This window comes from Streptomyces sp. HNM0645 (genome assembly GCF_030056615.1).
GTDB lineage: Bacteria > Actinomycetota > Actinomycetes > Streptomycetales > Streptomycetaceae > Streptomyces > Streptomyces marianii.
Map to the genome: position 1 here is coordinate 37802 of NZ_JASHLT010000010.1, position 23198 is coordinate 60999.

Consider the following 23198-nt stretch of genomic DNA (forward strand, 5'->3'; position numbering starts at 1 on the left):
ATCGAAGGTCCCCGCGATTCCGGGGTCATAGGCATCAACGGCGCTGCCGCCCGCCTGATCAGTCCCGGAGATCTGGTCATCCTCATCGCCTACGGGATGGTGACGGAGGACGAGGCCCGGACTCTCAGGCCTCGGGTGGTCTTCGTGGACGAGCACAACAGGGTGGTGAGCCAGGGTCACGAACCCGCAGACGTGCCGGACGGCTTCGGCCTGCGGTCCGGCAGCCGGGTGTCCTCGTAGCGGTCGGCCTATCACCAACGAGGGAAGGACATACGGCACATGAACACCGTGATCACGTGGATATACGAGTCCGAGGCCGCGGATCCAACAGAGGTGGAGGCATTCGAGCGCAGCATCACGCAGCGCTACTCGGTGCTTTCCCGGCCTCGCGGCCTTGACTTCCGGGTGATCAGAGCAGCGGAGCTGGTGCCGTCCTCCGTGGGCAGGCCAGTCCTGCGCTACCGCGGCGAGGACCTGCTGGAGCAGCGGCAGTGCTACATCGTCGAAGACATGGCCACCCAACCACAGGGCGGCCAGGCGCTGCGCGCCATCTACCGCACCATCCAGGCCAGCAGTTCGGTCCTGCTCAACGGCTCGTTCGACGGCCCCGACTACCTGGAGCGTGACAAGCTCGCACAACTCCAGCACGCCGGCGCGCTGGGCATCCCGACCGCGGGAACCATCACAGTGCCGTCCGGCAAGTACGCCCGCCGAGCGATCGCCGAAGTGCGGCGTGAACTCGGCGACGGCCCCTACATCGTCAAGCCGCGCGAGATGACCGGCGGTTACGGCGTGCTACGGGTCGACTCCGATCAGCAGCTGGCGGGCGACGATCGACATCGTCGCCCAAACCGGGGCCGGTTACATCGTGCAGCCGCTGATCCCGCACTACGGCGACATGCGTGTGTTCGTCGCCGACGGCAAGGTCGTGTCCTCTCTGACCCGCCGCCCCCGCCCCGGGGGCTACCTGGCGAGCGTCAGCCAGGGAGGGACCATAGAGGTGAACCAGGACCACCTGCAGGTCGCTGACTTCTGCAGTCGTATGGCACTGGACCTGCGAGCCGAATGGATGTGCGTCGACTGGCTGATGACCGACTCCGGTCCCGTGCTCAACGAGTGGAGCACGGCCCATGGCGGCTTCACCATGATGCCGGAGCCGGAACTCGGCAAGGTCGCCGACGCCTTCTTCGGCTGGATCCGTGGGCGACTGGACGCGGGGGCAGCCCGCCGTTGAGCAGAGGCGTTCCCCCTGGCAGCGTATGACAGGGCCCCACACGGTCCGCGCCGGACCTGCCGGATTCGGGCGGACAGGGTGGTGATGCCCCTCGCTGCGCCTTGAGCGACTGGTCCAAAGATCGTGGACTGCAAAGAACTATTGCAGGTTTCGACGAGATCAGGACATGTCAATCCCCTCGCGCAAGGAGCTTGGTCATGATCCGCGATCGTGACTCCGACACCATGTCGACCCGCACCGGCTGGCCGCCCGCACCGCAACGGCTGCCGAGCTGCGGCCGACCCGGTCGCGGACCGCACCCCCGTGGTCAACCGTCTGCGCGGCACCCTGCTGAGCATGTTCCCGGCCCTGGAGCGGGCCCTGGACACCAACACCCGCCCGCTCAGACTCCTGACGGCTACCAGACCCCGGCCGCGATCCGCCGGGCCGGGGTCGCGCGGCTGACGAAGTGGCTGGCCAACCGCAAGGTCCGAAGCGCGAGGGCCCTGGCCGAGGCCGCAGTCGAGGCTGCCGAACGCCAGCACACCGCCAGCCCCGGGGAGAAGACCATCGCAAAGCTGGGGTGTCAATCAGCGGTCTACCCTGCCGAGACGATCGAGGCCCACCGAGCATTCAGCGCCGGCCGACGGGCCTCCCGCCCCGGTGAGGAGTACCGCATCCCGACAGAGGACGAGTGGGACGCCTTCCTCCCCCACTTCGAGAAGCCTGCATCCGCTGCCCGATGCTCCAGGCCAACCCCAAGTTGCTGCCCCGCCTCGCGGAGATCGAGAAGGACCTCCTCCTGCGCCGCAAACGAGCCCAGGAGGAGCAGTGGCTCGGCGAGGTCGAAGGCATCGACTCGACCCTGACCTTCCTCCGCGCCAAGCAAGCCGAGGCCGCGCGCTTCGTCAAGAGACCCGTCATCGACCTCGGCATTCCCCGCCCCCGTCCCGAGGAGACGCAGTGATACGCATCGAAACCCGGCCCTCCGAAGGGCACAAACCTCGCGGGCGCTGCACCAGCCGGTCGTGCTCGACCATGGCCGGCTGGTCGACTACGTCTCCTTGGCTTCCTTCAGGAAGTGAGCCGCCTGCACACCTCGGCGGCCAGCGCGTCAGCGTCATCGAGCACGGTGGACAGAACGTCTGGGGTCATGCCGGGCATGGCGAACAACCCATGAGCCCGCGCCGCGAAGTCCGCAGGAGCAGCCGGAAGTTCTCCCGCAGCCTGAACAGCTCCCTTTTCGTTCAACACCCAGCAACCCGCGTGAGCATGAAGGCCCTGCACGAGGAGTCCCACCGCGCGGAAGAGGCAGCCGGCGACATAGAAGGCGTCTCCGCGAGCCGCTCCCTTGCGGGCATTGGCCAGGGTGAAGGGAGCCTCCCACTGCGCGTTGGCGATCAGAGCCTTGCGCAGCGGCTCCGGATAGCGGCGAGTCTTCTCTTGCAGGGCCCGCAGTTCACCACCGGGATCAGCGAGAACGCGTCCAACGGCCACCTCGCCGACATAGGTATAGGAGTAGACCCCAAGCGGGTGACCGGCCTGAATGCCTACTTCGAAGTTCCCCGCCCGGCACTCTTCCCAGACCCGGTGAACGCGGTCCAGATCGCGGTAGATCCAGTCGACACGGCAGCCGTCAACGGTCAGCCATGCTCCACCGTCCACCCACGGCCCCCAACCGCCCGGTTCCGTCACTTCGACCGACTCGCCGGTCAGCTCGGATGCGAGGAGACGCAAGGCACCGGTGTCCAGCGGCGGCCGGTAGTACAGACCCAGATCGAAATCGGAGTCGGGCCGGTGTGTTCCCCTGGCTCGGCTCCCGCCCAGACACACGCCGACCAGTCCGCCGACGCCGGTCAACCGATCCGCGATCTCCATCAAACGATCCACAGCCCAGAGTCTGCAGGACCAGGCCACTCACTGCGACCCCATTTCTCAGCGCCCTCCACCCTCAGGCCCCCACCCGTCCGGGTGAAGTGCAGTGAAGTCCACGCCCTGGCCGAGGAGGTGATGGCCCTCAACGAGCAGGTTTCCGAGATCGACAAGCTCATCGAGGGCAGGTTTCGCGAGCACGAACTCGCCAACATCGTCCTGAGCGTCCCCGGCATCGGCACCGTGCTGGGTGCAGAGTTCCTCGCAGCCGTACGGGCGGCGGCCTCCTGGACCGTCTGGTCGGCACCTGGGCGGTTACCGGCAGAGCCCAGGGAACCGTGAGGCAACGAGTGGACGCCCGGCCGGTTCTTCCCGGCCTGGGCGGCCATTCTGTTTGCACCCAGCTTGGTTGGAACGGTGTACGGGATGAACTTCGGCACCATGCCGGAGCTGAAGTGGGCGGTGGGGTACCCGTTCGCGATTCTGCTGATGGCAGCGGTGTGCGTGAGTTTGTACATCGTCTTCAAGAGGCGGGACTGGCTCTGGCAGACCGACCGGGGACGGGATGTTCTTCACATGCGCGAACGCGGCGGAGATTCTCCCCCGACCACGCCCGGAGGCCCGAAGCCGTCCCCGGGCCCGGCCCGGCCGTGCCCCCGGCAGTGCCGCACCGCGGGGTCCGGCCCCGTCCTGCCCCGGATCGCGCGCCGCACGAGCCGGCCCCGAGTGGGACCCGGGCCTGCCGTCCGATGCCGTGCCGACCGGGATGTCCACCGGCACCTGAGCGATCTCGCGGCGGCGTCGACCCCTGACGGCGACGCCCGCCCCGGCTCGCCTTCTCCGAGCAGGTCGAGACGACACGTTGCAGCCTCGGATCGGCCATCCGCTTCGAACCGGTCACAACCCGCCACCCGGGCAAGGGACACCTTCGGGTCAGCCCCGGCCTCTCGTCGTCCCAGCGGTCTCCATTGAGCGTCTCCCACGGCGGCAACCGCAAGTAGTCGATCGAAACTCCGCTAGTGGAACGTCTGTGATCAGTAGAAGTTTGCAGCTTCTGTCACATTGCGTCACCGGCGTAGGAATCGACTTCCCGGCTGATACACATAACCCGTTGGTGTCATGCGTCAGGAACTCGTGCGAATTTCACACGTGTTGCGCACGAGCGGCTGCCGGGTCGAAGAGGTGTGGTGTCGGACAATCGCGAATCCCTTCACCGGGCCGGACACGGTGTGCTCTCGCTCGCCCTGGCCCAGTGCCGGACCGACAGAACCACCACGGCTCTTCGGGTGCGCGGCAGGCCCGGCGGGGTGTTCCATTTGCAGCAAGGAAGCGTGGTCGCGGTCGAGAGCCCGGGAGCCCCCGGGGTCGAGGCACTCCTGCTGCGCTCCGGCCGTGTGAGCGAGGCGGGATGGGCAGAGCTGTTCCCCGCGCGGACCGCCCCGGAGAACCGGGATGCCGGCCTCGTCGCCCGCGGGCACATCGGCGCGGCCGAGCTTCAGGTCGTCATCGCGATGGCACTGCAGGACGCGGCGTTCGCCGTCGTCGCGGGAGACATGACCGACTGCGCCGCGGCCCACGACGGCCCGGAGGGCCCGGTAGCGCCCGGCGAGGATCCGCTGCGGCTGCTGGACACCGCCGCCAGGAAGCTCGCAGGACTCGCCGCGCTGCCGTGTGCCGTCCTGCCCGACCGCGAGCGGGTGGTCGCCGGGCGGGGTGTCAGGGGGGCGGCGGAGGAACTGGCGCCACACAGGCGGGAGATCCTCTTCCTCGCCGACGGTCGGCGCACCCCACGGGACATCGCCTTCGCGCTCGGCCGCGGCGTTTACGGCGTGACCGTCGAGGTGTCCCGCATGCTCGGTGAGGGGCTGCTGGAGCGGGCCACGCACGGTGCGGAGGCGATCGGCGTGCCCAAGGTCTGGGCGGAGCGTGCCCCGGTGCCACGCAGTCCGGCTGCCCCCGGGAACGTCGTGCGGGGCGCTGATGCCCTCCCCCGCCGCACCCCCGGAGCCAGTGGGTTCAGGTCGAAGACTCTCGTCGCGGAGGAATCCGCAGCGAGCTGGAAAGGGCTCTTTCGGTTCAGGAGCCGTACCCGGGAAGCGGATTTCAGGGTCGCCGACTCCTGAAGGCCCCGGGGAATCATGCACACGCGCGAGGAGGTATATGAATGGATCACGAGGCGTTGGCCGGTGAGATGAAAGGACTTCGTGACCAGATATCAGGAATTACCGACACCGTGATCGCCGCGGTGGACGGAATACTCATTGCGGCCGACACGGAGGACGGTATCGAACCGAACGAACTCGCCGCGCTCGCCGCGGCCAGTATGGGCATCGCCCAGCGTACGGCAGCGGCCACCGGCCGCGGTCCTCTGCGGCGCACGGTGGCTTGTGGAAGCAGGGGCTGTGCCGCGGTCTACCCGGTGGGTGACACGGCCCTGATGGTGGTCCTCGGTGACGAAGGACTCGCCGTCGAGCAACTGCACCTGGAGTCCCAGCCGATGCTGAAGCGCATCGGAGCCATCCTCTCCGAAGGGAACTGACGAAACATGGCCACGAAGCGCATCACGGGGTTCTCGGACCAGATCATGGCTCTGGTGAAGGCACTGAGGTCCGAGACTCCCGACTGTGTCGCGGCCGGTGTCGTCGACATGGCGACGGGCATGCTCCTGTCCTACGAGACCGTCGACACACACCCCACAGAGGTCCTGGACCTGCTTGCGGGAGCGACTCTGGACCTGTTCCAGGGGCGCACGGTGCTGATGATCGAGGACGTGTTCAAGGAGCGGCGGGGGGTTCAGAATGATCAGCACTACTTCCAGGAGATCCTGGTGAACAGTGAGAATCTGACCCACTTGTTCATTCGGATGAACGACAGTCAGGACGTCGTCGCGGTGGCGGTGTGCCGCAAGTCGGTGAACGTGGGCATGCTCTTCGCCCAGGCCAGGCGCGTGGTGAAGGAATACGGCGGGATCTGAGCCCCGGGAGGATCCGGGGGCCCAGCCTCCGGATCGTCACTGCCGTCTGCTTGGACAGCCCTTTGGCGCCGGTGACGGCCTACGGGCCCTCTGCCGGCGTTCGGCGCCCACCCCGAAGGACTGGCTTCCCGCCGGGTGGCGGCCGAGGACGGCGCCGGCCGGCTCGCCTTCCTCCGCTCCCTCGTCGCCCGCGGCCTGACCAGCGTCCACGCCTCGGAGCGCGGACGGTCCGTCCTCCGAAGCCGGGAGCCTGCCGCAGCTCTGCCGGACGTGGTTCCGGCGTCCCGGCCGCCGCGAGGGCCCGCGGAGGCCGGGACGCACCGGGGCCGCCCCACCCTCTCGGGTGGGGCGGCCCCGGTGCGGTGCGCGGTCGGAGCACTCGTCGATCAGGCGACCGCGTCGGGAGCCGGGCCCACCAGTTCCTCCAGGACGTCCTCCATGGTGACGAAGCCGATGACGGTGCCCTTGGTGCCGGTGACGGCGGCGAGATGGGTGCCGGCGCCCCGCATGGCGGTCATGGTGTCGTCGAGGGGGGTGTCGATGGCGACCTTGATGATGGGGTGGAGGGCCGTGCGCGGGAAGGGCTTCGTGCGGTCGGCGGCGCCGAGCGCGTCCTTGATGTGCAGGTAGCCCAGGATCGCACCGTCCTCCGCGACCACCGGAAGGCGGGAGAACCGGTTGGCGACCGAGGCCCTTTCCAGGCCCTGGGGGGTGATTCCGGCGCCGACGGTGAGCATCTTGTTGAGCGGCACTATCACCTCGCCGACCGGCCGGGTGCCCAGTTCCAGCGCGTCCTGCAGTCGCTCGCCGTCCTCCGGCTCGAGGAGCCCGGCCTCGCTGGAGTCCTTGACCAGGCGGGCCAGTTCGTCGTCGGTGAAGACCGAGGCGACCTCGTCCTTCGGCTCGACCCTCAGCAGTCGCAGGAGGGCGTTGGCGAAGGCGTTGATGCCGAAGACCACCGGTCGCAGGGCCCGGGTCAGCGCCACCAGCGGGGGGCCGAGGAGCAGCGCGGTCGGCGCGGGGGCGGCGAGGGCGATGTTCTTCGGGACCATCTCGCCGACGAGCATGTGCAGATACGTCGCCAGCGTCAGCGCGATGACGAACGCGATCGGGTGGATCAGCGCCTCCGGGACGCCGATGGCGTGGAACGGGGGCTCCAGCAGATGGGCGATGGCCGGTTCGGCGACGGCACCCAGCACCAGCGACGACACGGTGATGCCGAGCTGGGCCGTGGCCATCATCGCGGACAGGTGCTCGATGCCCCAGAGGGTGGTCCGGGCACGCAGGTTGCCCTTGGCCGCGGCCGGCTCGATCTGGCTGCGGCGCACGGAGATCAGGGCGAACTCGGCTCCGACGAAGAAGGCGTTGGTGACGAGGGTGAACGCACCGATCAGCAGCTGGAGGGTGGTCATCGGGTCTCCTCCGCGCTCTTGGCCACGGCGGCGGGGCCGGTGATGCGGACACGGTCGGCACGGTGGTGCTCGGTGTGGAGCACGGCGAGCCGCCAGCCGTCGACGTCGAGGCGGTCGGCGGTGGTCGGGATGCGCTCCAGCCGCATGGCGATCAGTCCCGCCAGGGTCTCGTACGGGCCGTCGGGCGCGGCGAAGCCGATCTCCCGGAGCTGGTCGATACGGACGCTGCCGTCGGCGTGCCACACCGGACGGCCGTCGAGCGCGGGCTCGGCGGGCGCCAGGTCGGGCGTCTCGTGGGGGTCGTGCTCGTCGCGGACCTCGCCGACGACCTCCTCGACGATGTCCTCGACGGTGGCGACACCGGCGGTGCCCCCGTACTCGTCGATGATCACGGCCATGGTGCGGGCCCTGCGCAGCCGGCCGAGGAGCTTGTCCACGGGCAGCGAGTGCGGCACCAGCAGGGGCGCGGTGGCCAGGTCGGCTATCGGTGTGAGCGGCCGCTTGTCCTCGTCGAGGGCGAGGACGTCGCGGATGTGCACGGTGCCGATGACCTCGTCGAGGCTGCCCCGGTAGACCGGGAAACGGGACAGACCGGTGGCGAGGGTGAGGTTCGCCGCGTCGGCCGCCGTGGCGTGTTCTTCGAGGGCTCGGACGTCGACGCGGGGCGTCATGACGTTCTCCGCGGTCAGCTCGCCCAGGTGCAGGGTGCGGACGAACAGCTCGGCCGAGTCGGCCTCGATGGCGCCCTCCCGGGCCGAGTGCCGTGCGAGCGCGATCAGTTCCTCCGGGGTACGGGCCGACGCCAGCTCCTCGGCGGGCTCCAGCCCGAAGCGGCGCACGATCCGGTTCGCGGTGTTGTTCAGGTGGTGGATCAGCGGTCCGAAGGCGGCGGTGAAGCCGCGCTGCGGCCCGGCCACGACCCTGGCCACGGCGAGCGGGCGCGAGATCGCCCAGTTCTTGGGCACGAGCTCGCCGACCACCATCAGGACGACGGTCGAGATCGCGACGCCGAGCAGCGTCGACAGGGTCGGGACGGCGCCGGAGGGCAGTCCCACCGCCTCGAGCGGGCCGCGCAGCAGGGCCGAGACCGACGGTTCCGCGAGCATGCCGATCACCAGCGAGGTCACGGTGATGCCCAGCTGGGCACCGGACAGCTGGAGGGTGAGGCGCTTCACGGCCTTGAGGGCGCTCTCGGCGCCCCGGTCGCCGGCCCGCGCCGCCCGCTCCAGCTCACCGCGTTCGACGGTGGTGAGGGAGAACTCGGCCGCGACGAAGACGGCGCAGGCGAGCGTGAGCGCCAGGGCGACGAGCAGCAGGAGCACTTCGGTCACCGTGCCACCTCCCGGCCCTCGGACAACGGCGGGCGGGACGGGGCACGGCTGGGACTGGGAGGTTCACCCATTGCGGGTCTGCTGCTCCTTCGTGGCTCGGTGGACCGGGATCGGCCCTGTTGGGGTCATGGTCGGGACAGTGTCCGCCGAACCATGGTAAAGGAGGGGTAAAGCAGCTGGCCATTCCCTTTGCACTGGCCATCCGTGAGGCGTTTTCGGCCGTTCCGGTGCCACCCCCCGTGTGCGCGGGCCGCGGCGGGGCTCCGCTCGTACGCGTCTACATGCGTGTAGACAACGCCAAGGACGGTACGGGATGTTCCCGCGCTACGGGATGTTCCCGGGGACGAGGAGCGATGCCCACGGGCCCGCCCCCGTCCGTCCGTGCGGCATCCGCCGCATCGCCCCGCAGGAACCTCGCACACGTAAGGAGCGAACGCCACGATGGTGTTCAAGCGACTGCTCGGTTCGATCGGCGTCGGAGGCCCGGCCGTCGACACGGTCCTCGCCCCCGGAGCCGTCCCGCCCGGCGGCAGCCTCACCGGCGAGGTCCGGCTCGAGGGCGGGGACACCGCCTTCGAGATCGAGCACATCACCCTGGAGTTCGTCGCCCGCGTCGAAGCGGAGACCGAGGAGACCGACGAAGGGGAGCGGGAGGCGGAGGTCACCTTCGAGCGGTTCACGGTGGGCGGCGGGTTCCGGCTCGACCCGGGCGCGCGGCACGTGGTCCCCTTCGCGGTGACGGTGCCCTGGGAGACGCCGCTGACCGAGCTGCACGGGCAGGCGCTCGGCGTCGTGCTCGGTGTGCGCACGGAGCTCGGCGTGGCCGGCGCCCGGGACAAGAGCGACCTGGACCGGCTGGCCGTGCGGCCGCTCCCGGTGCAGGAAGCGGTCCTGGAGGCGTTCGGGCAGCTCGGCTTCGGCTTCCGGTCCGCCGATCTCGAGTACGGGCACATCGGGGGGACGGGGCAGTTGCTGTCCTTCCACCAGGAGATCGAGCTCACCCCGCCCCCGCAGTACGCCCAAGCGGTCGACGAGGTCGAGGTGACCTTCCTCGCCGGACCGGGCCGGGTGGAGGTGGTCCTGGAGTCGGACGGGCGCGGAGGGCTGTCCGCGGGCGGGCACGACGCGACGACCCGCTTCGACGTCGCCCACGAAGAGGCCGGCGACACGGACTGGAACGCCAGGGTCGGCACCTGGCTGCACCATCTGCTGGAGCACCGCTCCGGCCCCGCCGCGCACGGGCCGCACGGCGGCGACGCCACCCACGGCCTGGTCCACGGCAGCGGGCACGAGGACCACCACCACGCCGATCGTCACGGCCACCACCACGGCGGGCACCACGGACCCGGCACGGGCGCCGCCGTGGCCGCCGGCACGGGCGCCGCCGTGGCCGCCGGCGCGGCGGGCCTGGCCGTCGGCGCGGAGGTGGTGGACGAGATCGGCGACGCCCTCGAGGACGAGGGCCCGGACGGGAGTGACGCGGAAGGCGAGGGCGAGGAGAGCTGACGGCCCGGCCGTCCTCCCGCGCCCGCCCTACAACGGCGTCGCGGCCTTCAGCACCAGGAACAGCGCCACGGCCGAGTTCGCCGACGACAGCGCGGACACCGCCGCCCCCGCCGCGGCGGTCCAGAGCGCCGCACCCGCGGCGGTGAAGGCGGGCGGCCAGGTTCCGGCGGGCGGCACCGGCCCCAGCAGGGCGGCGACCCTCCGCGGCACGGGCCCTGTGGCGAAACCGGCCGGAAGCGGGAACGGGGCGCCCCGGGACACCAGGCCCGCCTTGCCGACCGCCCTGGCCGTCACGCGCCGGTCGCCGATCACCCCGGCGGCCTCCTCGTCCGCCCAGCGCTCCGCGCAGTAGGCGACGGCGGTGTGCAGGGGCCGCAGGAACGGATTGGCACGGGAGGCCAGCCGGGCCGCGAGGAGATGGCGGTGGTGGCCCGCGGCCAGATGCGCGCGCTCGTGCGCGAACAGGGCGCGGCGCTCACCCGAGTCGAGACGGGCCAGCATGCCGGTGGACACCACGATCCGGCCGCGCACCGGGCCCCGGCCGCCGGGCAGGGCGTAGGCGTACGGCGAGTCGTCGGGCAGCACCGCGACGGGGGACGGCGGCAGCCCCTCCAGGGCGCGCTCCGCCCGGCGCCGGACGCGGTGCTGCCGCCACACCGTACGGACCGCGGCCGCCGCCACGGCGACCAGTGCGGGGATGGCGGCCTTGCCGACGACCTCGTCGTACGGGACCGCCTCGCGCACCTCGGGGTCGGACCAGGTGTCCGGCAGCGGGTTGCCCGGCAGTTGCGCGGTACCCACCACCATGATGAGGGCGAGGCAAAGGGTGCTGCACAGAGCCATCAGGGCGCCGACCCCGGCCAGGAGACACGTGGCGGTGCGGGGGTGCAGATGCTGCTCGGCGAGGCGCGCGATCGGCCAGGCCGTCAGGGGCAGCACCAGCGGCAGGAAGACGAAGACGCCCACCCGGTCACTCCTCGGGATCGTCGTCCGTGTGGCCGAGCAGTTCGCGCAGCACCCGCTCGTCCTCGGGGGACAGGGAGGTGACGAAGCTGGTGAGCACCGCCTCCCGGTCCCGTTCCCCGTCGAGGACGCGGCGCATGCGCAGCGCGGCGAGCCCCGCCTGGTCGGCGGTCGCCTCCCACACGAACGACCGGCCCTCCCGCTGCCTGGTGACGGCGTTCTTGGCCCGCAGCCGGGACAGGATGGTCATGACGGTGGTGTAGGCGAGCTGCCCGGGCAGGCGCTCCTGCACCCAGGCGGCAGTGACGGGTCCCGGCGCGGTCCTCAGCACCGACAGCACCTGCGCCTCGAGCTCGCCCTGTCCGCGCCTGCGCCCACCGCCCGCAGGGAGCGAGCCGGCCGTTTCCCGGTTGTCCAACTCCGCCTCCCTCCGGCTTCGTCCGCGTCCCTCGCGGCCTCGCGGCCTCGCCGCCTCATCGTACTGACCCACGGCGAGTCGGGGCGCGCCACCGGGCGGACAATTTCTACATTGCTGTAGATTCCGAGCGTTCGCAGTTCCGTCGCCCGCGTGCCGCCGCACCCGGGCACACACGTGAGGAGAACCGATATGGGCGTGAGCCTCGCCAAGGGCGGCAACGTGTCACTGAGCAAGGAGGCGCCGGGCCTGAGCGCGGTCCTGGTCGGACTGGGCTGGGACGTCCGCACGACCACCGGCACCGACTTCGACCTCGATGCCAGTGCGCTGCTCCTGGACGACTCGGGCAAGGTCGCCTCGAACGGGCACTTCGTCTTCTACAACAATCTCACCAGCCCCGACGGCTCCGTCCAGCACACCGGCGACAACCTCACCGGCGAGGGCGAGGGAGACGACGAGCAGATCAAGGTGGACCTCGCCTCGGTGCCCGCCGACGTCACCAGGATCGTCTTCCCGGTGTCGATCCACGACGCCGAGGCCCGCAGCCAGAGCTTCGGCCAGGTGCGCAACGCCTTCATCCGCGTCGTCAACCAGGCGGGCGGGGCCGAACTGGCCCGCTACGACCTCTCCGAGGACGCCTCCACCGAGACCGCCATGGTGTTCGGGGAGCTGTACCGCAACGGCGACGAGTGGAAGTTCCGTGCCGTGGGCCAGGGTTACGCCTCGGGACTGGCCGGCATCGTCTCCGACTTCGGCGTGGCGGTCTGACGCGAGGGGCCCCGTCGCACGGCGGAACGCCGCTCCGGGGCGAACGGCAGCGCGCCGTCCGCCCCGGAGCGGCGCCTTCCGCGGCGCTGCGGCAGTCAGGCGACGAGGGTGACTCCGCTGCCGTCCCGCGGCGGGGCGGCCTCCTGCGACGGCCCGGGGCGCGAACCGGCGGTGGCGGGCGGGGTCACCCGCCCCGCTGCCGCCGCCTCCTCCAGCAGCGCGTCGGCCCGTTCGAGCGCCTCCACGACGCTGCTCGTGGCCGTCATCACGCACAACGTGCAGGTCACGTCGTCCAGAGCACGACGGTTCCCGTCGTTCTGCGGTGCGGCGATGCGCGGCTCGGCGCACCGCTCCAGGATGCTCCGAAGCACCTTGGGGTCCGGCATCGGCACGGCGTCCGCTCCTTCTTCCGGTGGCTCACCATGTGCCCCGGGAACACCGCCGCACGCACGGCATTTCAGGCGTCCCTCACACGACGCCACAAGCTCGCCCGGATGTCCGTACGGTCGACGACACCACGTTCCCTGCGGCGTTAGAGTGCCGGGGCCCACCCCCCGAACGGACGTCCCACAGGAAGACCGAGCCCTTCGTGAACGACATCCACGAGTCACCCGGCTCCGTCGGCGAGCGCCGTCTCCAGCAACTCCTCGGCACCGCCGAACAGGCAGGCGACTTCTACGACCGCCAGGTGCAGCCACACCTCACCGGGCGGATGGCGGGCTTCGTCGCCCGGCAGACGATGATGTTCCTGTCGACGGCGGACGCCGGCGGCGCCTGCGACATCACCTTCCGGGCCGGGCCGCCCGGCTTCGTCACCGTGCTGGACGACCGCACGCTGACCTACCCGGAGTACCGGGGCAACGGCGTGCTCGCCAGCGCCGGGAACATCACCGAGAACCCCCATGTCGGCCTGCTCTTCGTCGACTTCACCCACGACCACGTCGGGCTGCACGTCAACGGGACGGCACGGCTCCGGACGGACGAGGAGCAGCGGCGGGCGTGCCCCGGCCTGCCCGTGGACTCCGCTCCGGGGCGCCGGCCCGAGTTCTGGGTGCACATCACGGTGGAGGAGGCGTACGTCCACTGCTCCAAGCACATCCCGCACCTGGAGCCGGCGCCCCGGCCCCGCCAGCGCGCCGACCGGCCGCGCGACGGCGAGTACTTCGTCGCGCCCGAGCGGCTCGGGGTCCCGGCGCACGAGCCGGTTCCGCCCGCCCGGTCCTCCGGCGTCCCGCACCCCGGAGGCACCCCGGTGTGAGCGGCCCGGCAACCGGCGAACGGGTTCACCGCGCCCGCGCCTTGACGAGCTCGGCCTCGAACTGCGCGCCCGTCAGCAGGGCGAGGTTGGAGACCCACAGCCAGACCAGGAACACGATGAACCCGGTCAGCGGCCCGTACAGCCGGTCGTAGGTGCCGACGTGGCTGGTGTACGAGGTGAACGCGGCGGAGGCGGCGAGCCAGAGCAGGACGGCGAGGCCGCCTCCGAGCACCCGCCGCCGCTTTCCCCTGGCCGGTACCGGGCCCGAGCGGAAGAGCACCAGCACCATCGTGGCCGCCAGGCAGACCAGCAGGGGCCACTTGAGCACGTCCCAGGTGACGACCGCCGCCGCGTCGAGGCCCAGTGCCCCGCCGAGCGCCACGGCCAGTTCGCCACTGAGGGTGAGCACCAGCGCACTGGAGACGAGGGCGGCCAGCAGGACGCACGCCGTGACGACGGCACGGGGCACGGTCCGCCAGGCGGACCGTGCGTCCTCGACGCCGTGCATGGCGTGCAGGGCCCGGCGGAAGACGGCCAGATAGCTGGAGGCGGACCAGAGCGAGCCCAGGAAGCCGATCACGGCGACCAGCCGGGCCTGGGACTGCCGCCCCGCCAGGTCCCGCAGCGTTCCCTCCAGCAGTGGCCGGGCCTGGGACGGCACGAGCGCGGCCGCCCGCTCGATCAGGGCGCCGGTCTGCGAGGCGTCGGCGAGCCCGGTGAGCGACACGGTGACCAGCAGTACGGGGATCAGCGCCAGTACGGCGTAGTACGTCAGTGCCGCGGCCCAGTCAGTGACGTCGCCGTGCCAGGCGGACACCGGCGTCCGGCGCAGGGCGGTGAGCAGGTCGCCCCGCGGGGGCAGCACCCCGGACGGGGTGCCGTCCGGCGCGGGCCCGCCGGTACGCGTCCGGTCACCGTGCATGTCGTCTCCTGTCGCGAGGGGAGCGCTCCGGTCCGCGTGCCCGTGCGCGGCCGCTCGACGCGGGGCGGCCGGTCGCACGGTCGGCGGCCCCGGACGCCTGCCCGCGTCCCACCCGGCCATCCGTCCCGCGCGGCCGTCACCGAGCGGGTATGCCGTGACCCCGGGTGTCCGGTGCCGGTAAAAAGATATGGTTGCGGTGGCGGGGACGGCCTCTGCCTCTGGATCTGCGGCGCTGCCACGGCCCCGCGAAATGAGGGTGACCGATTCGGGGTGTCGGAAGGTATGGACGCGAACCACTCTGCTTCCGGGCCTCGCCGGCGCGACGTCCCGGCGGTGGGCCACGAGTTCGTCGAACTTCTCGAGGCCCTGTGGACACGGGGCCGTGAGGTGCCCTACGCCCCGGTCTCCGCGTCGCAGCTCCGCGTCCTCTACACCCTCGACCGCGACGAGGGGATCAACCTCCGGACCCTGGGCGAGCTGCTGGGATCGGCCCCTCCCTCCGTCAGCCGGCTCTGCGACCGGCTCGAGGCACTCGGCTTCGTCCGACGCCTCCCCAGCCAGGTGAGCAGGCGCGAGCTGGAGCTCCATCTGACCAGCCGCGGCCGGACCTACCTGCAGGAGCTGCGCAGCCGCAGGGACGCGTCGCTGCTCGAAGTGATCGCCGCGATGCCTCCGGCCGCGGCCAAGTCCCTCCTCCTGGGCCTGTCGGGCTTCCGGGACGCGCTCGGCGAGACGGGCTCCGCACCGGGGCTGCGCCCGGCCGACAACGCACGTTCCGCATGACCCGCCCGCCGGGCGCCGGGCGGGCGGTCCCGCGGGCGGGCGTTCTTCACGCCGGCCACACCGGATCGTCAACCGATCGGCACAAGGATCGGCGGCCGGTCGGGTAGTCGGGGGGAGGGATATGGTTGCCCCCGTACCCGCCTCGTGCCCGCGCGACGACGCCGGCCGCCGGAATCCCGGCCACCGGTATCCGTCCGGCGCCGGCGCGCGCGAGGCAGGGGCGCGGCACCGGCTCCGCGGCATCGGCGGAGCACGTCTGATTTGGAGTGTCACGGCATGAGCACGAGTCCGGCTCCACACTCGCGGCGGGCGACCGATGCGGCACGAGCGGCCTGCGACGTCATCGAGATGCTCGAGATCCTGTGGGAGCGGGGCAGGGACACCGCCTCGGCCGTCTCCGCCTCACAGCTCCGGGTGCTGTACAGCCTGGAGCGCGCCGACGGGATCAATCTGCGCACGCTCGGCGACGTCCTGGGCTCGGCGCCGTCGTCGGTCAGCAGGCTGTGCGACCGGCTGGAGGCCATGGGACTCGTGGAACGCACCCCCAGCCCGGTGAGCCGCAGGGAGCTGACGATCCGCCTGACCGGTCACGGCCGGGCGTACCTCTCGGAGTTGCGCTCCCAGCGCGAGGAGGTCCTGCTGGCGGCGATCGAGGCCATGGACCCCACGTCCCGAGCGGCACTGCTCGAGGGGCTCCACGGATTCCGGAACGCCGTGGTGGCCGACGGTGACCCCAGCCCCGGACCGGACGGCGCCGGGAGCGCGCGCCAGGACGGCGGTTCCGCGAGGCACGCGTAAGCGGCCCGCACGGCACTCCGCGCCGCGGAGGCCGTCGCACCCCACCGGTTCAGTCCGCGGTGCGCCCCCTGCCGCCGGAACCACTCCCCCGTCCGTACCAGTCGAGGCAGACCACGAGCGCGTCGTCGTCGAGGGGCTTGTCCCCGCGGTGGCCGGCGAGCTCGCGCAGCACGGCCCCGGGGACCTGGGTGGGCGGGAGCAGGCTCGTGGCGAGCAGCGTACGGGCGAGGGTCCGCCGGCCGTAGGACTCGCCGGCGGGGGACACCGCCTCGTAGACACCGTCGCTGCCGAAGACCAGACGGTCGCCGGGGAGCACGGTGAACCGCTCCGGCACGTACACCGTCTCCTCGAACATGCCGAGCGGCAGCTGCGCGTCGAACGGGATCGGCTCCACCTCCCGGTCGCGGAGCCGCCACAGCCTCGGCGACCCGGCGTCGATGACCTCGACCTCGCCCGTGGCGAATGCGAAGCGCAGCAGGAGCACGGACACATACGCCCGGCCCCGGTAGTGGGCCCAGACGGCCTGGTCGGCGAGGGCGGCCTGGTCGGCGAGGCCGAGGCCCGCTCGGCGTGCGTTGCGCAGGGCGTTGACGGCGAGATTGCTGAGGAGGGCCGCCTCGATGCCGTCACCCATGCCGTTGGTGACGGCCATGGTGAGGTGGTCGGACGACACCGACCAGTCGTAGTTGTCTCCGAAGATCGCGTAGGCCGGTTCCAGCTGAGCGCCGAGCGCGAACTCGTCCCGGGCACAGGCGTGGCCCGGGAGCAGTTGCCACTGCATCTCGGCCGCGAGGGTCAGCCGTGCCGCACGGCGGGCCAGTACGTACAGGTCCGTGTCGCGCTCGGCGACGAGGATTTCGTGGCCGAGCGCCTCGCAGGCCAACCGGAGGTCCGGGAGGTCGCCCTCGGTGAAGGCGTCCGCGGCCATCCGCACGGTCAGCACGCCGAGCCGGTCACCGCGCACGGTGACGGGCAGGTGGACGGCGATCCGGCCGCCGCCGTCCTCGGCGACGTACGGCTCCTGGGAGCCGAAGACGCGGCCCTCGGGGGTGCCGTGGATCGGCACCGGTTCAGACGTGCCGGTTCCGGGGTCCACGGCCTGCAGAGAGCGCAGTCCGTAGTCGGCCAGCCGGAGCTCCACCCCGGCGGTGCCGTACCGCTCGTCGAGAGCGGCGCCCACCACGTCGAGCAGGGTGTGGGGAGCGGCACCGCGCAGGGCCTGCTCGAGGGCAGCGAACTTGTCCACGTCATCCGATTCTCGTCGTGCCGGGGGTACAAGCCCAGCATGCCGTCAGTGTGCACGCATCCACGGACTCCGAAGCCACGGACGCCGGGCACGAACACGTGATTCTACGAACCGAAAGCAACATTTGTCACGCGACAATGATGTACGGGCGGCAACTCAACCCGGGGAGGTGTGCGAACGGCGACACGGGGCACACGTGCTCCGGTCAGCACGGGTGTGCGACCCACACCGCGCGGCGCCCGCCACGGACGCGCCGGCCGAACGAACCATCCGAAAGCGGAGGCATGTCCCCCATGGAACAGAACCTGGACGTCGAGGTCGAGATCCACGACCCCGGTACGGCGCTGGTGACGATCCGCGGCGAACTGGACGTCGACACGGCGACGCTCCTCCACCACCACCTGGCCAACCAGGCCCTCCACGGCCGCCGCCACCTCGTACTGGACCTGTCCGCCGTGGACTTCATGGACTCCTCCGGACTGAACGTGCTGATACGGGCCACCCGCGAGACCCGGGCGACGGGCGGCGATCTGCACCTGGCCGCACCCACGCCGCCCGTCGCCAAGCTGTTCGACCTCACGGGCCTGAGCCTGACGACGGCGGTCCACGAGGACGTCGAGGCGGCGCTCACCGCCGTGGAGCGGGCGGGGGCACGGCCGTGACGCACCCGGATCCCTGACGGACGCGGGGCCCGGCCCTCCGACGACGACCTCGCGCCGGGGCGGGACGGCCGGCGCGAGGCGGTCGCGGGAGCCGAGAGATCACCGACGCCCCTCGGCCTTTCGGGCCGGGCCGGCGGGGAGGGCACTCCGCGGGCGGGTGGACACCGGCCCCCCGACGGCGGGCCCGCGGACGCCGGCCTCGCGGCGGGCCTGTTCCGGATGGCGGCTGCGCCAGTAGGGGTTGTCGTGCGGGAGCCCGCCGCTGACCCGTCCGTACATGCCAAAGGTGACGATCAGCAGGCCCATCACGAAGCTGAAGACGACGTTGGACATGCCGAAATCGAGGATGTTGGCGGGACGGCCGAGCAGGAACAGGTGCACGAACCCGCTGAGCAGGAACGACGCGCCCACGATCATGTTGAGCGTGCTCGCGGCGTTCCCGCCCACGACGGCGCCGCCCAGCAGCAGCAGACCCACGCAGAGGGAGATCAGACTGAGCAGGCCGTTGCTGGACATTCCGGCCACCCGCGCGCCGTCGGTCTCGAAGAAGCCGAGCCCGTCGGCGAAACCGAGGCAGCCGAAGACCAGCAGGACCGCACCGCAGAGGGCGGCGCCCACGCGGTAGACGGTGGCGAGAGCGTGGTCGACGGGAAGTTCGTCCCTGAGCCTCACTGTGCACTCCTCCCCGGCCGGAGCGGTTCTCGTTCCACCCGCGGCCGGATTCGCGTTCCGCTCCGTCACGGTCCGGTTGTCCTCCGCTCCCGGACCGGCCTTCGACTGCAGACTGCGCCACCGCGGAGCGGCGGACGAGTCGCATCGGTGCTGCGTCGTTCATCGCGGGCATCCGGGACCGCGCCCCGCGCACCTCTCCCTCCCGGCCCGGCGGGGTTCCCGGTGACCTGCGACGAAGAACGCCGTCCGCCGCTCTATAGGCTGAGCGCGTGGCGAGTACGAACGAGACGGGGCCGGCGGACGCCGCCACCACCTCCACCGGGAGCGGCGCGGCCGCGGGGGCCGCGGGCAGCGACCTGAGGGCGTTCGCGGTGCAACTGCGCCGCATGAACGGCGAGATGAACCGGCTGATCCACGGGTTCGCCGCCACCCAGGGACTGCACGCCACCGACGTCCAGGCGCTCGCCGCGATCCTGGACTCCGACACCCCCCTGACCCCCGGTCGCCTGCGGGAGCACCTCGGCCTGACATCGGGCGCCGTGACGGCCTGCCTCGACCGGCTGGAACGGGCCGGCCACATCCGCAGGTCCCGCGACAGCACGGACCGCCGGGTCGTCCATCTGCACTACGCGGCACGCGGCAGGTCCGCGGCCCGGGCGCACTTCCTGCCGCTCGCCGAGGCGACGGCGCGCGCCCAGGAGGGCTTCAGCGGCGCCGAACTGGGCGTCGTCCTGCGCTTCCTGAACGCGATGAACGAGGAACTGGACCGGCTTTCCGGCCGCGACTGACCCCTGCGGCGACTCCGCGCGGGTCCGTCGGGCCGCGGGGCATCCGGCGGCGGCCCGTCCGCCGAAGAGGAGAACGGCACGGCGCCGCACCGTCACGACCGAACCGCCCCGTGCGGACGGCTCGGGGTGGCCCCTCCGCGCAGCGCACCCGGAGCGTGCCAAACTGTTTCAATCATTGAGATAGTCGATGAGTGAAACACTTTGTCGGGGTGAAGTACCGGATGAATCAACCGCACACGACCGGGAGTGCCATGTCCCCCTCCTCGCGACCGGCCCGCAGGCTGGTACCCCTCCTGCTGCTGGCCGTCTGGCTCGCCTGCGGAGCCGCCCTCGGCCCGTACGCCGGGAGGCTGGGCGAGGTCGCCACCAACGACCAGGCGGCCTTCCTGCCCCGCAGCGCCGAGTCCACGCGGGCCGTCGACGCCCAGGAGGCGTTCCGGCAGGACGAGACCCTCCCGGCCGTCGTGGTCTGGACCGTCGGGGGCGACGGCGGCGTGGACCCGGCGGTGCGGCGGTCGGCGACCGAGGCGCTCGCCACGATCGAGGGAACCCCCGGGACCGCGGGCGCCGCCTCCCCCGCCCTGCCCGCCGAGGACGGCCGGGCGCTCCAGGGCGTCGTCCAACTGCGTCCCGACCTGGGCGACGAACTCCCCGCCGTCCTGGCGGCGGTGCGCGAGGCGGCGGACCGGGTGCCCGGCACGACGGTCCACATCGCCGGGCCGGCGGCCACGCAGGCCGATCTGTCCGAGGCGTTCGCGGGGATCGACGGACTGCTGCTCGGCGTCGCCCTCGCCACCGTGCTGCTGATCCTGCTGCTCGTGTACCGCAGCCTGCTGCTGCCGCTGGTGGTGATCGCCGGCGCGGTCCTCGCCCTCGGCCTGGCCTGCGCCGTCGTCTACGCGCTCGCCGAGGGGGACGTGGTGCGGGTCGACGGCCAAGTGCAGGGCATCCTCTCGATCCTGGTCATCGGCGCCGCCACCGACTACGCGCTCCTGCTGACGGCCCGCTACCGGGAGGAACTGGCCGGGGACGCGGACCGGTTCACAGCCATGCGGGCGGCGCTGCGTCGCTCCGCCGGCCCCGTCGTGGCGAGTGCGGCCACCGTCGCCCTCGGGCTCCTCGCGCTCCTCTTCAGCGATCTGACCAACAACCGGTCCCTCGGGCCGGTCGGTGCCGTCGGGATCGTCTGCGCCGTGCTCAGCGCCCTCACTTTCCTGCCGGCCGTACTGGTCCTGCTCGGGCGGGCCGCGTACTGGCCCGCGCGACCCAAGCAGCCGGCCGGCGAGGGCTCTTCGGCCCGGGGCGTCTGGACGCGCGTGGCCGCTCTGGTGGACCGCGCCCCACGCAAGGTCTGGGCGGCCACACTGGCCGGGCTGCTGGCGTGTGCCGCGTTCGCCCCGGGACTCGTCTCGAAGGGGGTGCCCCTGGACGAGATCTTCGTCAACGACGCCCCGTCCGTCACCGCGCAGGCCGTTCTCGGCGAGCACTTCCCCGGCGGTTCGGGCAACCCGGCCGTCGTCATCGCCGACGCAGGCCGGGTCGGGGACGTGACGGCCGCCGCCGCGGCGACGGACGGTGTGGACTCCGCGGCTCCCGCGACCGCCTCCGGGCGCCCCGGCGCGGGAGAGCCACTGGTGGCGGACGGGAAGGTCCGCATCGACGTCACCCTGAACGATGCCGCCGACAGCGACGCGGCCAAGGACACGGTGGTGCGGCTGCGCGACGCGGTGCACGCCGTGCCCGGTGCGGACGCCCTCGTCGGCGGATACACGGCACAGCAGTACGACACCCAGCGGACCGCCGAGCGCGACCGCCTGCTCATCGTGCCCGTGGTCCTCGTGGTCATCCTGCTCATCCTGGTCGCACTGCTCCGGTCCGTGCTGGTGCCGGTGCTGCTCGTCGCGACCGTCGCCCTCAACTTCCTCGCGACACTGGGCGTCTCGGCGCTGGTGTTCCAGGGCGTGTTCGGCTTCTCGGGCACCGACGCCTCGGTGCCGCTGTACGGGTTCGTGTTCCTGGTGGCCCTCGGCGTGGACTACAACATCTTCCTGATGTCCCGCGTCCGCGAGGAGTCCCTGCTGCACGGGACGCGCGAGGGCGTCCTGCGCGGTCTCACCGCGACCGGAGGGGTCATCACCTCCGCGGGCGTGGTGCTCGCCGCGACCTTCGCCGCGCTCGCCGTGATCCCGCTGGCGTTCCTGGTCCAGATCGCGTTCATCGTCGCCTTCGGGGTCCTGCTCGACACCCTCGTCGTCCGGTCCCTGCTCGTCCCGGCCCTCGTCAGGGACATCGGCCGCACGGCTTGGTGGCCCGGGCGGCTGAGCCGCGAGCAGGTGCACGAGAAGCCGTCCCGGGTGCCAACGGACATCGCCTGACGCCCTCGTCGGGGAGCAAGCGCCGCGGCCCCGGACGGGAATCGCTCCGTGACCCTGCGTGTAAACACCCTCTCCCTGGGTAGCCGCGCCCGCGTGTCGCGCTCGTGGCGGCCGCGGGCGCCCGTGAGGAATGGAGCGTGCGATGACGAGCCCGACGACGGACAGCCCGCGCAACCCTTCACCCGGGCGGCGCGGGGACACGGCAGCGGGCCCGGCGGACACCGGGCCCGGCGGGTGCCGCACCGCCCGGCGGACCGCCCCCGGCGGACCGGACGGACTCGACGGCGTCACGGACCTCACCGAGGTCGCACCGGCCGACGCCCGCGCTCTGTCCGGACCGCTGTTCGACCGACTGGCCACGCTGGAGGAAGGCACACCCGAGTACTCGTACGTCCGCAACACGCTGGTCGAGCTCAATCTGACCCTGGTGCGCCATGCCGCCGGGCGCCTGCCCGTCCGCCGCGAGTCCTGGGAGGACGTCCTGCAGGTGGGCACCGTAGGGCTCATCAAGGCCATCAACCGCTTCGACCCGTCGCGCGGGGTCGAGTTCACCACGTACGCCCTGCCCACCATCACCGGTGAGATCAAACGGTACTTCCGCGACAACGTCTGGGCGGTACGGGTGCCGCGCCGGCTGCAGGAGCTCCGGCAGACCTTGCGGTCCGCCGGATCCGCGCTGGAACAGGACCTGGGACGGACACCCACGTGCAGCGAACTCGCCGAGCATCTCGGCCTCGACGCGGCGGAGGTCGACCGGGGACTGCGGGCGGCGAACGGGTACCGGGCCGCGTCGCTCGACGCCCCCGTCGACGACGGCGAAGCGGCGGACGCCCTCGCCGACCACGTCCGCTTCGACGACGTGGAACTGGAGCGCGTGGAGGACCTGACGGCGCTCGGTCCGCTCCTCGCGGCGCTGCCCGAGCGCGAACGGACGATCCTCACCCTGCGGTTCGTCCATGACATGAGCCAGTCCCGGATCGGCGCCGAACTGGGGATCTCCCAGATGCACGTGTCCAGGTTGCTGCGGCGCGCGCTGTCCCGGCTGCGCACGGAGCTGACGCGGGACTGAGCGAACCGGCCCCTCCGGGCCCGCACCGACCCGGCACCGGCACCGCGCCGCCGCAGCGACCCCCGGCGTGCGGGCCACGTGCGCCGGGGCCCCTCCGCCCCGCGCCTCGGGCGCCGCGCCGGAGCCCCGGTGCGCGGCCGCGGCCGCCGTCCCGGACTGCGGTCGCCCGGC

Annotated in this window: 23 protein-coding genes and 4 pseudogenes; 18 read left to right on the forward strand and 9 right to left on the reverse strand. The window is 71.9% G+C overall.

Annotated elements, in window-relative coordinates; all coding sequences use genetic code 11:
• The 4 genes and pseudogenes from QMZ92_RS08415 to QMZ92_RS08430 form a co-directional block, all read left to right on the forward strand.
• A pseudogene (locus QMZ92_RS08415) lies at nucleotides 1–240 on the forward strand (aspartate 1-decarboxylase); the annotation flags it as partial.
• Between the two features lie 658 nt (nucleotides 241–898).
• Nucleotides 899–1234, forward strand: a complete 336-nt coding sequence (locus tag QMZ92_RS08420; protein ID WP_283296701.1) for an ATP-grasp domain-containing protein — start codon at nucleotides 899–901, stop codon at nucleotides 1232–1234.
• Between the two features lie 276 nt (nucleotides 1235–1510).
• Nucleotides 1511–1794: pseudogene (locus QMZ92_RS08425) on the forward strand (IS110 family transposase); the annotation flags it as partial.
• Nucleotides 1795–1955: 161 nt separating this feature from the next.
• Nucleotides 1956–2180 carry a recombinase gene (locus tag QMZ92_RS08430; RefSeq protein WP_283296605.1) on the forward strand — a complete coding sequence of 75 codons (225 nt, stop codon included), beginning with the start codon at nucleotides 1956–1958 and terminating at the stop codon, nucleotides 2178–2180.
• A gap of 107 nt (nucleotides 2181–2287) precedes the next feature.
• Here QMZ92_RS08430 and QMZ92_RS08435 read toward each other — a convergent pair whose 3' ends face one another.
• The gene (locus QMZ92_RS08435) at nucleotides 2288–3091 is read right to left on the reverse strand and encodes a nucleotidyltransferase domain-containing protein (RefSeq protein ID WP_283296606.1); all 804 of its coding nucleotides are present in this window, start codon (nucleotides 3089–3091) and stop codon (nucleotides 2288–2290) included.
• Nucleotides 3092–3199: 108 nt separating this feature from the next.
• Here QMZ92_RS08435 and QMZ92_RS08440 point away from each other — a divergent pair.
• The 5 genes and pseudogenes from QMZ92_RS08440 to QMZ92_RS08460 form a co-directional block, all read left to right on the forward strand.
• Nucleotides 3200–3358, forward strand: a pseudogene (locus QMZ92_RS08440) (IS110 family transposase); the annotation flags it as partial.
• Nucleotides 3359–3460: 102 nt separating this feature from the next.
• A pseudogene (locus QMZ92_RS08445) lies at nucleotides 3461–3628 on the forward strand (CorA family divalent cation transporter); the annotation flags it as partial.
• 788 nt (nucleotides 3629–4416) lie between these two features.
• The gene (locus QMZ92_RS08450; RefSeq protein ID WP_283296607.1) at nucleotides 4417–5208 is read left to right on the forward strand and encodes a MarR family transcriptional regulator; all 792 of its coding nucleotides are present in this window, start codon (nucleotides 4417–4419) and stop codon (nucleotides 5206–5208) included.
• A gap of 41 nt (nucleotides 5209–5249) precedes the next feature.
• On the forward strand, nucleotides 5250–5624 hold the full coding sequence (locus QMZ92_RS08455) for a roadblock/LC7 domain-containing protein (RefSeq protein WP_138052385.1): 375 nt from the start codon (nucleotides 5250–5252) through the stop codon (nucleotides 5622–5624).
• Between the two features lie 6 nt (nucleotides 5625–5630).
• The gene (locus QMZ92_RS08460; RefSeq protein WP_283296608.1) at nucleotides 5631–6059 is read left to right on the forward strand and encodes a hypothetical protein; all 429 of its coding nucleotides are present in this window, start codon (nucleotides 5631–5633) and stop codon (nucleotides 6057–6059) included.
• A 386-nt stretch (nucleotides 6060–6445) separates the two neighbouring features.
• Here the strand turns inward: QMZ92_RS08460 and QMZ92_RS08465 are convergent, their stop codons facing one another.
• Both QMZ92_RS08465 and QMZ92_RS08470 read right to left on the reverse strand, forming a co-directional pair.
• Nucleotides 6446–7471 (reverse strand): hemolysin family protein, encoded by a 1026-nt coding sequence (locus tag QMZ92_RS08465; RefSeq protein ID WP_283296609.1) that lies wholly within the window; start codon nucleotides 7469–7471, stop codon nucleotides 6446–6448.
• Nucleotides 7468–8802 (reverse strand): hemolysin family protein, encoded by a 1335-nt coding sequence (locus QMZ92_RS08470; protein WP_283296610.1) that lies wholly within the window; start codon nucleotides 8800–8802, stop codon nucleotides 7468–7470. The genes QMZ92_RS08465 and QMZ92_RS08470 overlap by 4 nt, the downstream gene beginning before the upstream one ends.
• 441 nt (nucleotides 8803–9243) lie before the next feature.
• Between QMZ92_RS08470 and QMZ92_RS08475 the strand changes: the two genes are divergently transcribed.
• On the forward strand, nucleotides 9244–10308 hold the full coding sequence (locus QMZ92_RS08475) for a sporulation protein (RefSeq protein WP_283296611.1): 1065 nt from the start codon (nucleotides 9244–9246) through the stop codon (nucleotides 10306–10308).
• Nucleotides 10309–10335: 27 nt separating this feature from the next.
• On the opposite strand, the gene QMZ92_RS08480 is transcribed toward QMZ92_RS08475, so the two are convergent.
• Nucleotides 10336–11274: a M56 family metallopeptidase gene (locus tag QMZ92_RS08480; RefSeq protein WP_283296612.1), complete on the reverse strand. Its 939-nt coding sequence runs from the start codon at nucleotides 11272–11274 to the stop codon at nucleotides 10336–10338.
• Nucleotides 11275–11278: 4 nt separating this feature from the next.
• Nucleotides 11279–11689, reverse strand: coding sequence for a BlaI/MecI/CopY family transcriptional regulator (locus QMZ92_RS08485; RefSeq protein ID WP_283296613.1), 411 nt, complete (start codon nucleotides 11687–11689; stop codon nucleotides 11279–11281).
• 189 nt (nucleotides 11690–11878) lie between these two features.
• Here QMZ92_RS08485 and QMZ92_RS08490 point away from each other — a divergent pair, with 189 nt between their 5' ends.
• Entirely contained in the window at nucleotides 11879–12454 is a 576-nt protein-coding gene (locus QMZ92_RS08490; protein ID WP_283296614.1) for a TerD family protein, read from the forward strand.
• A gap of 95 nt (nucleotides 12455–12549) precedes the next feature.
• On the opposite strand, the gene QMZ92_RS08495 is transcribed toward QMZ92_RS08490, so the two are convergent.
• Nucleotides 12550–12840, reverse strand: coding sequence for a DUF5133 domain-containing protein (locus tag QMZ92_RS08495; RefSeq protein ID WP_283296702.1), 291 nt, complete (start codon nucleotides 12838–12840; stop codon nucleotides 12550–12552).
• Nucleotides 12841–13043: 203 nt separating this feature from the next.
• Between QMZ92_RS08495 and QMZ92_RS08500 the strand changes: the two genes are divergently transcribed.
• Entirely contained in the window at nucleotides 13044–13712 is a 669-nt protein-coding gene (locus QMZ92_RS08500; RefSeq protein WP_283296615.1) for a pyridoxamine 5'-phosphate oxidase family protein, read from the forward strand.
• Nucleotides 13713–13737: 25 nt separating this feature from the next.
• On the opposite strand, the gene QMZ92_RS08505 is transcribed toward QMZ92_RS08500, so the two are convergent.
• Nucleotides 13738–14634: a YihY/virulence factor BrkB family protein gene (locus QMZ92_RS08505; RefSeq protein WP_283296616.1), complete on the reverse strand. Its 897-nt coding sequence runs from the start codon at nucleotides 14632–14634 to the stop codon at nucleotides 13738–13740.
• Between the two features lie 282 nt (nucleotides 14635–14916).
• Between QMZ92_RS08505 and QMZ92_RS08510 the strand changes: the two genes are divergently transcribed.
• Together QMZ92_RS08510 and QMZ92_RS08515 are read left to right on the forward strand one after the other, a co-directional pair.
• Nucleotides 14917–15417 (forward strand): MarR family transcriptional regulator, encoded by a 501-nt coding sequence (locus QMZ92_RS08510; RefSeq protein ID WP_283296617.1) that lies wholly within the window; start codon nucleotides 14917–14919, stop codon nucleotides 15415–15417.
• 276 nt (nucleotides 15418–15693) lie between these two features.
• Nucleotides 15694–16215 (forward strand): MarR family winged helix-turn-helix transcriptional regulator, encoded by a 522-nt coding sequence (locus QMZ92_RS08515; RefSeq protein ID WP_283296618.1) that lies wholly within the window; start codon nucleotides 15694–15696, stop codon nucleotides 16213–16215.
• A gap of 49 nt (nucleotides 16216–16264) precedes the next feature.
• On the opposite strand, the gene QMZ92_RS08520 is transcribed toward QMZ92_RS08515, so the two are convergent.
• On the reverse strand, nucleotides 16265–17461 hold the full coding sequence (locus QMZ92_RS08520) for a PP2C family protein-serine/threonine phosphatase (RefSeq protein WP_283296619.1): 1197 nt from the start codon (nucleotides 17459–17461) through the stop codon (nucleotides 16265–16267).
• Nucleotides 17462–17745: 284 nt separating this feature from the next.
• Here QMZ92_RS08520 and QMZ92_RS08525 point away from each other — a divergent pair, with 284 nt between their 5' ends.
• Nucleotides 17746–18123, forward strand: coding sequence for an STAS domain-containing protein (locus QMZ92_RS08525; RefSeq protein WP_283296620.1), 378 nt, complete (start codon nucleotides 17746–17748; stop codon nucleotides 18121–18123).
• A 99-nt stretch (nucleotides 18124–18222) separates the two neighbouring features.
• Here the strand turns inward: QMZ92_RS08525 and QMZ92_RS08530 are convergent, their stop codons facing one another.
• On the reverse strand, nucleotides 18223–18795 hold the full coding sequence (locus QMZ92_RS08530) for a DUF4383 domain-containing protein (RefSeq protein WP_283296621.1): 573 nt from the start codon (nucleotides 18793–18795) through the stop codon (nucleotides 18223–18225).
• A 269-nt stretch (nucleotides 18796–19064) separates the two neighbouring features.
• Here QMZ92_RS08530 and QMZ92_RS08535 point away from each other — a divergent pair, with 269 nt between their 5' ends.
• From QMZ92_RS08535 to QMZ92_RS08545, 3 genes are all read left to right on the forward strand, one after another.
• The gene (locus tag QMZ92_RS08535; RefSeq protein ID WP_502962013.1) at nucleotides 19065–19583 is read left to right on the forward strand and encodes a MarR family transcriptional regulator; all 519 of its coding nucleotides are present in this window, start codon (nucleotides 19065–19067) and stop codon (nucleotides 19581–19583) included.
• 251 nt (nucleotides 19584–19834) lie between these two features.
• Nucleotides 19835–21958: an MMPL family transporter gene (locus QMZ92_RS08540; RefSeq protein ID WP_283296622.1), complete on the forward strand. Its 2124-nt coding sequence runs from the start codon at nucleotides 19835–19837 to the stop codon at nucleotides 21956–21958.
• Between the two features lie 142 nt (nucleotides 21959–22100).
• Nucleotides 22101–23027, forward strand: coding sequence for a SigB/SigF/SigG family RNA polymerase sigma factor (locus QMZ92_RS08545; protein WP_283296623.1), 927 nt, complete (start codon nucleotides 22101–22103; stop codon nucleotides 23025–23027).
• The last annotated feature ends 171 nt before the right edge of the window (nucleotides 23028–23198 follow it).